Source organism: Nitrososphaera sp. (assembly GCF_037447015.1).
Classification (GTDB): Archaea; Thermoproteota; Nitrososphaeria; order Nitrososphaerales; family Nitrososphaeraceae; genus Nitrososphaera.
In genome coordinates this window covers 1-3508 of record NZ_JBBIHK010000011.1, presented here as the reverse complement: position 1 = coordinate 3508, position 3508 = coordinate 1, and the positions used below count along the sequence as shown (strand labels likewise).

Annotated in this window: 5 protein-coding genes; 4 read left to right on the top strand and 1 reads right to left on the bottom strand. The window is 48.2% G+C overall.

Annotation, left to right across the window (positions count from 1 at the left end; all coding sequences use genetic code 11):
* Window positions 1-126: 126 nt before the first annotated feature.
* The gene (locus WKI84_RS05855) at window positions 127-771 is read right to left on the bottom strand and encodes a helix-turn-helix domain-containing protein (RefSeq protein ID WP_337862596.1); all 645 of its coding nucleotides are present in this window, start codon (window positions 769-771) and stop codon (window positions 127-129) included.
* Between the two features lie 117 nt (window positions 772-888).
* On the opposite strand from WKI84_RS05855, the gene WKI84_RS05850 reads away from it, so the two are divergent.
* From WKI84_RS05850 to WKI84_RS05835, 4 genes are all read left to right on the top strand, one after another.
* The gene (locus WKI84_RS05850; protein ID WP_337862595.1) at window positions 889-1005 is read left to right on the top strand and encodes an AbrB/MazE/SpoVT family DNA-binding domain-containing protein; all 117 of its coding nucleotides are present in this window, start codon (window positions 889-891) and stop codon (window positions 1003-1005) included.
* Window positions 1006-1402: 397 nt separating this feature from the next.
* Window positions 1403-1771, top strand: a complete 369-nt coding sequence (locus WKI84_RS05845; protein ID WP_337862594.1) for a hypothetical protein — start codon at window positions 1403-1405, stop codon at window positions 1769-1771.
* Window positions 1772-1839: 68 nt separating this feature from the next.
* Window positions 1840-3162: a phage/plasmid primase, P4 family gene (locus WKI84_RS05840; RefSeq protein WP_337862593.1), complete on the top strand. Its 1323-nt coding sequence runs from the start codon at window positions 1840-1842 to the stop codon at window positions 3160-3162.
* An 80-nt stretch (window positions 3163-3242) separates the two neighbouring features.
* A partial coding sequence (locus WKI84_RS05835) for a hypothetical protein (protein WP_337862592.1) occupies window positions 3243-3508 on the top strand: 266 nt, incomplete at its 3' end.

The window sequence follows — 3508 nt, the reverse complement described above, 5'->3', positions numbered from 1 at the left end:
TGCTGCCTGAGGGATTTGCCAAAGTTTAGCTTTTAACCAAGCAATCTCGGATGGCGTGAGAAGCGCCATTAGCTGAAGGTAGTCTAATGTTCCTAATAGGATTTGTTGTCAGAATGTGGTTTGAACCTAAGGCGCCAGCTCTGTTCCCACCATTGACAATAACTCGGCGGCAGCATTCCGCCAAAACCTCTTTTTTCCCACGGGCACATTCTGATCATCTCTTTCCATAGACATCAATATTCTCCTCCCATACTGAAATATGGAATCATCTATGAAGGGAAAATAAACAAGTTGATAGAACACATACGGCTTTGCAGTGAATTGATTTGTAACTTTATCCATCAATGCAGTTTTCCCATGGAATGGTTTGTCTAAATTCTTTGCACTTTGAGATAGAAATTCCTCGAAAGTTTGTTCTTTGTCATCGAAGAGCTTGGGGTTTCCATCAATGTAATGTGCTGGGCCTTGATTCTTCAAAACCCTCTTTAAGGCTGGCAACTGCTTTGCATATTCTTCGGAAATCTCCTTAACTATGTGATGCCTACCGCCAAAGTGAAATACTGCCATTGCGGGCCCGTTCGGGTCAAAACTCGCTGAATCCTTTCTTTGAATCCAGCCGCGCTCTTCTAGCCGCGGAAGTATCCGCTGTAGAGTGGATTTTGGTACTCCGGACAGCTCAGATATCTCTCCAAATCGTAGCCACTCTCTATTTCGCAATTCACGCGCCAAATATAACGCCACCATGACGCATTTTTCGAGCTCGTGATTCATGCGTAAACGCGTACGGGTAGGCTTATCTAGTATATAACACTAGTGTTTCTTAGGATTTACATGGAATTAATAGAATTCCAATACAGACGACTTCAGGCAGGTTCTGGTGGTAGTATTTTGATGGTGCTGCCAAAACAATGTGTAGCCGGCCTTAGGCTGAACAAGGGCGATTATGTCAAGTGCTTCCAAGATGGCAACCGCATAGTCATCGAGCCGGCCGAAAAACAAGGCTAAAGAAAACAGAAAAAAGTGGGCAAAACAATGAGCGAGATTGGACTTAATAAGGAAATATCAATAAGTGCAGATACAAACTGTCTTTTCTGTGGAGAGCTAATCTACTTCTCACAGTACGTATTAAACGACAAGACAAAGAAACCTCTGCCGCTTAACTCCCAGGATTCAACGTTTCACAAATGCAAACGCAGGGGGGCTAACTCCCAATGACCAGCGGACAAAAGTCCGCTTTCTCAAAGGTTTGCCGCGATTGTCAGGCGATAATCCTCTTCGACGACAGCGTAAGGTCGCCTAGCGGTAGGCTGATTCCACTGAACCCGAAAGACAGGAGCCGGCATGATTGCGAAAATTCTGCTTATGTACGCAGACGGAACGCCGTGGAGAGGGAATCGTAGCTATGACGCTAGACGATTTCGGTATCCCACCTGAGCACAGAAACGTTGAGCATATCCTCGCAGTTGCACGAGCCTACAAACACATACCTGCCCAAACGCCCTCCTCATTCGCACCATACCAAGATGCAAAGAAGGACACTCACCTAATCTATGTCGCTCTTAGCGGTCCGTGGTTTTACATCAACGGCGAGAAGGAGCTCAGATTCAAGACACGTGGCAACAACGACCAGGATCTGACCAACGCGCTTTCGAGGTATGACATCGACTACTGGGAGAGCGACTTTGAGCAGGTCGTCAGGGATATGGCTGCCCAACTGCAAGCACAGGTAGACGCCAAGAATGCACTGATAGAGTTGGAGGCAATAGCTTGACGCTCTGTAAACCCGACTTGGAGCATACGCTCGACGCCATAGGCTCCAGTCTGATATCCACCTACAACTTGAAGACTCTGAAGGACACCAAAGAAATCCTATTCTACAGCAAAGAAGGGGTTTACAGGCTCGGAGGCGAGGAGATTGTCGAGCAGACCGTCAGAACTCAGATAGACCGCAACATATCCAGGCACGATCTCAACGAAATCCTCTACTACATCCAGACCAGCACGTACACAGACAGGGCAGACTTTGACAAAGACATCAATATCCTGAACGTCAGAAACGGACTTTTGAATATTGAGACGGGCGAATTCCTGCCACACAACCCCGCGTACTTATCTATGACCCAACTGCCAGTGACATACGATCTCAAGGCGACATGCCCGAACATAATGAAGTTCCTTACTACAACCTTGGATAGCGCACAGCTGCGGGTCGTTGTAAGACTGTTCGGCTACCTGTTACTTCGCTCAGCTCGGTATGAGAAGGCGTTCATGTTGAATGGCGAGGGCGGAAATGGTAAGTCAGTGTTCATCAAACTCTTGGTCGCGCTCGTGGGAAAAGACAAGACCAGTAACGTATCTCTGCAGGAGCTCACAACAGACAGGTTCGCCAGTAGCAAGCTATACGGAAAGATGCTCAATGTCTTTGCAGACTTGCGCTCCGACAGAATCACAGACTCTGGTTACTTCAAGGTGCTTGTAAGCGGCGACAGAATCATGGCCCAACGCAAGCATCAAGAGCCCTTCGAGTTCGAGAACACGGCTAAACTAGTGTTTAGCGCAAACCAGATTCCAGAGACCGATGATAAGAGCCACGCATACTTTAGACGCTGGGTAATCATACCTTTCAACAGAACCTTCGAGGGTGTGGCTAGAGACGAACAGCTCATAGACAAACTTACTACGGAGAACGAGCTTTCCGGCCTGCTGAATGTTGCACTTGTCGGACTGAAGCGATTGAAGGAAGAAAGGGGATTTGATGATACAGACCTGGATGAAATCCGCAGGCAGTACGAGTTGGGGGCAACCAAGATTCAGGGTTTCTTTGATGAATGCTGCATACTGGACCCCGAAAATGAAGACCTGCAAATAATGACGCTGGACCTCCAAGAAGCATTAGCAAAGTATTGCGAACAGAAGGGAAGCAAGTATGTAGACATCCGCCAGTTCGGGGAGAAACTGAAGGCGCTTGGGGTAAGAAGGGAACGCAAACGCAAGGGAGCAGAGCGCCCATACTTCTATTTTGGGATAGCTTTGAAGCCAAATTGTCCCTATGTCCCTAACAAGTCACTTACTACTGGGTACAATGGAAATTATACAAGGAAAGAAGGGTGCCTGTCCATAGGGACACAGGACCAACAAACTCTCGGAGGCGTCTCAGCTTGAGTCACAGAAAGCCAACCATGGATGACCGACTAGCAGTCCGCAGGGTACAAGTCATTGAACAAAAAAGGCTAGGCCACAATATGAAACACATAGCCATCGCACTGGGGGTAAGCTACTCTTGCGTACGGCGGGATGTCCAGGCGGTACGACGTTTCCAGACCGGCGTAATAGGCGGGGTTGTCGACGACATAGTAAAAAGGGAACCGAGCAAAGAGCCCAGGAACGTCAAGGCCAGAGCCAGGCGCCGATACTTTTGTCTAAACTGCGGCGAAAGTTGGAGAGACAGCGGGGCATGGAAGCCGGCCAAGATACACGCAGAAAAAGAAGGCCACGATGTAGCGCAGGG